Below are 6,433 nucleotides of genomic sequence, written 5' to 3'. Positions count from 1 at the left end.
ATGGAAATCCATGAGCTTAGCCTCTAGCATAAAGTTCCTTAATTATACAGTTTCCACCGCAAACCCAGAAGAGCCTTACTTCTTCAGTCGGTTTCAACCGACTTTAGCTATGAGACAGGGGTTTCAACCCCTGGCGGACTGGCGGATCACGGGCGGATCACTAATTCCTCAAATTCTTTTGCCCCCACGGCCAAATTAAAGGTTTTAACCCCTGGGAAACTGGCGGATAACTAATTCCCAATTACTAATTTCTTACAAACCATCAAAATTATGAACGATTTTGATTACATTTCGATCGCAACTCTCAACCAGTATTCTTACTGTCCTCACCGCTGTTGGCGGATGTCTTGTGCGGGAGAATTCACCGATAATCAGTATACCATTGAAGGGACAAATTTGCACGATCGCGTTCACACGATGGGCGAGATTAATCGCGATGAAACTTGGCAGGTTCGGGCGATTTGGCTGAAATCCGAGCGCTACAAACTGATTGGGAAATCGGATTTGATTGAGTCGGCAGAGGGTGAGATTTATCCGGTGGAATACAAGCGCGGCCGGAAGGGGGAATGGGATAACGACGAGTTGCAGGTTTGCGCCCAAGCGCTTTGTTTGGAGGAGATGACAGGGAAAACTATTGCGACTGGATATGTGTATTACGCGCAGTCGCATCAGCGGCAATTAGTCGAGATTTCTGAGGGTTTGAGACAGGATGCGATCGCAACTATTGAAAAAGTCGGTGCTCTTTGGCGATCGGGAAATATCCCTTTACCAGTTTACACCTCTCGGTGTAAGGGATGCAGTCTTTTTCCCCAATGTCTGCCCCAAGCTGCGGCCAAAGTCAACCGCTATCAAGAAGCAAGTTAATCTGCAAATAGGAGATTTCACAATGGGAACAGTTTACATTACTCAAGAAGATGCTTTTATTGGCAAAGTGGATGAACGTCTGACGGTTAAAGCTGATAAAAAAAATCTGTTGGACGTGCCATTAATTAAGATTGATGGCGTTGTTGCATTGGGACGCGCTACAGTTTCGCCGGCTGTGGTTGTGGAACTGTTGGAACGTCACATTCCTTTAAGTTTTTTGACAGTAAACGGACGTTATTTGGGGAGGTTGGAACCGGAAATGACGAAAAATATCTTTGTGCGAAAAGCTCAGTGGCAAGCGGCTGGGGAATCGGCACAGGCAGTGCATTTAGTTAGGGGGTTTGTACGGGGAAAGCTCAAGAATTACCGCCATACTTTGTTAGAATGTCAGCGCAAATATTCTCCCCAGGATTTTGAAAAGCCCATCGCCCAATTGAAACAAGTCATCGCCTCTATTGATAAAACTTCCAATATTAATTCTCTGCGAGGATTAGAGGGGGCGGGTAGTGCGACTTATTTTGGCTGCTTCAATCGGCTGATTCGCGTGCCGGATTTTAGCTTTGAAGTTCGCCGCCGCCGTCCGCCTACCGATCCGGTAAACTCTCTGTTAAGTTTGGGATATTCTCTGCTGCGGCACGATGTTCAAAGTGCAGTGAATATTGTGGGATTCGATCCGTATTTGGGATATTTGCATTTTGAGCGCTATGGGCGTCCTTCCTTAGCGCTGGATTTGATGGAAGAATTTCGACCTTTGGTAGTTGATGCTGTAGTGTTGAAGGCGATTAATTTGCAGAAAGTTTCGCCTAATGATTTTACGGCAGAACCGTTGAGTGGCGCGGTTTCTTTGACAAAAGAAGCGCTGCACAATTTTTTGCGACTTTACGAAGAAAAGAAGCAGTCAAAGTTTAAGCATCCTGTGATGGGAAAGTTGTGTACTTATCAAGAAGCTTTTGAAATTCAAGGGCGGTTGATGGCTAAGTATTTGATGGGTGAAGTTGATAAGTATCCACCTTTGATTCTGAAATAGGGAGGGCAATAAAGTTATGTTTGTTTTGGTTTGCTACGATATATCAGAGGACAAGCGCCGCACTAAGATTCACCAGATTCTCAAGTCTTATGGTGAATGGAAGCAGTATTCGGTGTTTCATTGCGAGGTGACGGATACTCAGTATGCCCGGATGCGCCAACGTCTGAGTAGGGTGATTAAGTCGGAAGAAGACAGCATCATGTTTCACTATTTGTGCGCTTGCTGTCAGGGCAAGATCGAGCGGATTGGCGGCCGGGCACCGCTGGATACTACGATCTTTATGGTGTGATTTTGCGTCTGGCTGTGGGTGTAGAACGGAGGGGGTGAATTTTAATGGCTCAGAGCTTTACCAGGACTGGGTTTGCGGTGGTTTGTACCTCATGCGGGTCAGACGCAAAGGCTGAAAGCTTTACTGGGAGAGAGTTTGAGGTCTATTTGAATTTTGCCCTCTTGACAGGGCGATCGCTGAAACGGTATATTTATTGCAGTCAGACGCAACTGAACCTTGAAAACCTTATATTTCAAGCCTCCCAGACCCCGGCGGCCGGAAACAACCTAAAACCCTATCAGGGATTGAAACTTAGAAATGGAGCCTGGTTACTTTGAGAATAATTGGCCGGAAACAACCTAAAACCCTATCAGGGATTGAAACCTGCTGATGAGGAGCATTCCCAGTTTGGAAAATTGCCGGAAACAACCTAAAACCCTATCAGGGATTGAAACAGCCTTACTGACAGCCTACCCGCACCCCTAGTCAAGCCGGAAACAACCTAAAACCCTATCAGGGATTGAAACGGCTTCTTCCTCGGTAAAGTAGCGGGGTTTTTCGAGCCGGAAACAACCTAAAACCCTATCAGGGATTGAAACTTTACGCTGTACCGTCACATCTAAAACGCGAGCGCCGGAAACAACCTAAAACCCTATCAGGGATTGAAACGCCGCCGGAGGAGGGCGAGTGGGAGAAAATTATCGCCGGAAACAACCTAAAACCCTATCAGGGATTGAAACGAAAATACTCCCCATACGGATCGTGAACTATCAGCCGCCGGAAACAACCTAAAACCCTATCAGGGATTGAAACTTACGCCCAAGAGAGAGCTGGTAACTCCCGCTTGGGCCGGAAACAACCTAAAACCCTATCAGGGATTGAAACCCGGCGTTAAGTTTTGAAGCCATAGACGCGCTATTATCCGCCGGAAACAACCTAAAACCCTATCAGGGATTGAAACAGTATCGACAGCTAGAGCGACGCTAGCCTTAGAAGCCGGAAACAACCTAAAACCCTATCAGGGATTGAAACCTAGTAGTGCATTTATAGCAGTCGCCGCCACGTTCGGCCGGAAACAACCTAAAACCCTATCAGGGATTGAAACTGGCGCTTCATTTGTTAGCCTCGGTATGGCTCCGGCCGGAAACAACCTAAAACCCTATCAGGGATTGAAACTACAGCCACTATATCATCCATAACTTCTAGAGCTTTGAGCCGGAAACAACCTAAAACCCTATCAGGGATTGAAACTACTCTCATTTATGCCCTTGGCTAAACCGTCAGCCGGAAACAACCTAAAACCCTATCAGGGATTGAAACAAACCTGAGAGAATTAAACCCGATAACCTGATCGGCTGCCGGAAACAACCTAAAACCCTATCAGGGATTGAAACCGCTGCTAGGTTTAAATCTGGTACTATTCCCGCAATGCCGGAAACAACCTAAAACCCTATCAGGGATTGAAACTTAGCGATGACGGGATGGCTATAGAAGGCGAGATCGGGCCGGAAACAACCTAAAACCCTATCAGGGATTGAAACGCATTTTATTTATAATCGGAGTTAGAAACGCGGCAGCCGGAAACAACCTAAAACCCTATCAGGGATTGAAACGCAAAATCGACAGCACCAGCACCAGCACCAGAGGTTAGCCGGAAACAACCTAAAACCCTATCAGGGATTGAAACCCTTACATTTTATTTGCTAACAGATTAGAACTTAAGCCGGAAACAACCTAAAACCCTATCAGGGATTGAAACCAAATCATGTAAAAACTTTTACCCCGTCCCTGTTGCCGGAAACAACCTAAAACCCTATCAGGGATTGAAACCCGCCCGAAGTCACTGCGGTTGTCACGAACACGACAGGCCGGAAACAACCTAAAACCCTATCAGGGATTGAAACACATTGAAAAGAGCGGCCATTTTTTTAATCCTCGCCGGAAACAACCTAAAACCCTATCAGGGATTGAAACTTGTACTTACAACCCGCCAAGTAAAATCATAAGCGGCCGGAAACAACCTAAAACCCTATCAGGGATTGAAACCGCGGATTGAACGTTCTAGCAGATACCCGGAAATGCCGGAAACAACCTAAAACCCTATCAGGGATTGAAACTTAGTGTTGTATGTTGCGAGGTTGGCTTCAGCGGTGGGGCGCCGGAAACAACCTAAAACCCTATCAGGGATTGAAACAATTGTAGACAGACTGTAAACAGTGTAGACATCTAGCCGGAAACAACCTAAAACCCTATCAGGGATTGAAACCTTCTGTAATTGTTGTAGACACTGTAGACACTTTAAGGGCCGGAAACAACCTAAAACCCTATCAGGGATTGAAACGCAGGTTCGGTGGCTAGTGCGGGAATTGCTGCAAGGCCGGAAACAACCTAAAACCCTATCAGGGATTGAAACGCTACCTTGTCTAGTGGTTGTCTAGACACAATAGCCGGAAACAACCTAAAACCCTATCAGGGATTGAAACAAGCTTTAAGACTGCTTTGTGCGGGCCTCCTTTCGCCGGAAACAACCTAAAACCCTATCAGGGATTGAAACCCAACGCTATATCTGGAGCGGCACAGCTACAAGAGCCGGAAACAACCTAAAACCCTATCAGGGATTGAAACATTGACATTGGCACACAGCCCACAAGAAGTGGCACAGCCGGAAACAACCTAAAACCCTATCAGGGATTGAAACTGAATCTGGTGCTGACGGTACGTGGCTGCAATTTGAGCCGGAAACAACCTAAAACCCTATCAGGGATTGAAACCAGATTAAACAATCTATGTAAATGCAAACTCTTAGCCGGAAACAACCTAAAACCCTATCAGGGATTGAAACAAGGCCGGCGACTGGGTGAAGCTGCGGCGCAAAGCCGGAAACAACCTAAAACCCTATCAGGGATTGAAACTTTATCAATGCCAAAGATGGATTTAACTACGATTGCCGGAAACAACCTAAAACCCTATCAGGGATTGAAACAACGATCCGTGGGGTGAATATTGGCCCGGTGGATATGGCCGGAAACAACCTAAAACCCTATCAGGGATTGAAACAAGCCCGCATCTGCGATCTCAGGGCTGATCGCAATTATGCGATCGCGGGCCGGAAACAACCTAAAACCCTATCAGGGATTGAAACTCTTAGTATCGCCAGTAAAGACGATGTGATTGAAGCCGGAAACAACCTAAAACCCTATCAGGGATTGAAACTTAAATGCCTTGTAAGGTAGTAGAAACCAGCTAAAGGCCGGAAACAACCTAAAACCCTATCAGGGATTGAAACAAATTGTGCCTCTAACAAGTCGGCAAAATTAACGCCGGAAACAACCTAAAACCCTATCAGGGATTGAAACCGGGTCGCTTGCGTCACTCCTGAAACTTCTGTGAGCCGGAAACAACCTAAAACCCTATCAGGGATTGAAACTTTTGGAAACGGACTGTCCGAGTTGGTACGAATTGAGCCGGAAACAACCTAAAACCCTATCAGGGATTGAAACTAAGTCGATGAATTCCATCACCCGATATTCTGCGCCGGAAACAACCTAAAACCCTATCAGGGATTGAAACTTACCCAAGGAAGAATTTCTGTGATGCAAAAAACCGCCGGAAACAACCTAAAACCCTATCAGGGATTGAAACTTAATCAAGACTAGCGTAACTTGTTTACCTTCAAGCCGGAAACAACCTAAAACCCTATCAGGGATTGAAACAATCGGCAGCAGTTGATAATGTGGTTGACGTTCAAGCCGGAAACAACCTAAAACCCTATCAGGGATTGAAACAAACGATGACGAGTTCGAGCCACAAGGAGAATTACTGCCGGAAACAACCTAAAACCCTATCAGGGATTGAAACGTACAAGAAGGATAAAAAGATGTGACCACATAAATTCGCCGGAAACAACCTAAAACCCTATCAGGGATTGAAACTTTGGGGGCTTCCGGGCTAGCTCCCCCCGTGGGAACCGCCGGAAACAACCTAAAACCCTATCAGGGATTGAAACATCTTATTGATAATGGGAGTTAGGAAGGCTGCAAGCCGGAAACAACCTAAAACCCTATCAGGGATTGAAACATTTGCTAACTTCAATACTGAACGTGGCAACCACCCGGGCCGGAAACAACCTAAAACCCTATCAGGGATTGAAACAGAAAAATATCAAGACTCTAATGAAGACAGTTTGCCGGAAACAACCTACAGCGTTTCCCGCTGTTATGAGGTACAGTAGCAGCAATTAGCAAACCAATTTCTTAAATGTTTAGGGTTCATTA

The 6,433-nt window shown here is 46.0% G+C and carries 3 protein-coding genes and 1 CRISPR repeat array; all 3 genes read left to right on the top strand.

Features of this window, described 5'->3' with window-relative positions:
• Nucleotides 1-270: 270 nt before the first annotated feature.
• From cas4 to cas2, 3 genes are read left to right on the top strand one after another with little or no spacing between them, the layout of a single operon-like run.
• A complete protein-coding gene (cas4, locus tag QUA07_RS29415) occupies nucleotides 271-864 on the top strand; it encodes a CRISPR-associated protein Cas4 (RefSeq protein ID WP_333332673.1) in 594 nt (197 codons plus the stop codon).
• 22 nt (nucleotides 865-886) lie between these two features.
• Nucleotides 887-1,891 carry a type I-D CRISPR-associated endonuclease Cas1d gene (cas1d, locus tag QUA07_RS29410; protein ID WP_333332670.1) on the top strand — a complete coding sequence of 335 codons (1,005 nt, stop codon included), beginning with the start codon at nucleotides 887-889 and terminating at the stop codon, nucleotides 1,889-1,891.
• A 16-nt stretch (nucleotides 1,892-1,907) separates the two neighbouring features.
• Nucleotides 1,908-2,180: a CRISPR-associated endonuclease Cas2 gene (gene cas2 / locus QUA07_RS29405; protein ID WP_333332667.1), complete on the top strand. Its 273-nt coding sequence runs from the start codon at nucleotides 1,908-1,910 to the stop codon at nucleotides 2,178-2,180.
• A 254-nt stretch (nucleotides 2,181-2,434) separates the two neighbouring features.
• A CRISPR array of direct repeats spans nucleotides 2,435-6,311; the repeat unit is 37 nt; unit sequence GCCGGAAACAACCTAAAACCCTATCAGGGATTGAAAC.
• Nucleotides 6,312-6,433 lie beyond the last annotated feature (122 nt).

Source organism: Microcoleus sp. T3_A4, assembly GCF_036700465.1.
Classification (GTDB): domain Bacteria; phylum Cyanobacteriota; class Cyanobacteriia; order Cyanobacteriales; family Microcoleaceae; genus Microcoleus.
Note: the sequence above shows the minus strand (reverse complement) of the source record. Positions and strands in the feature narration are given on the sequence as shown.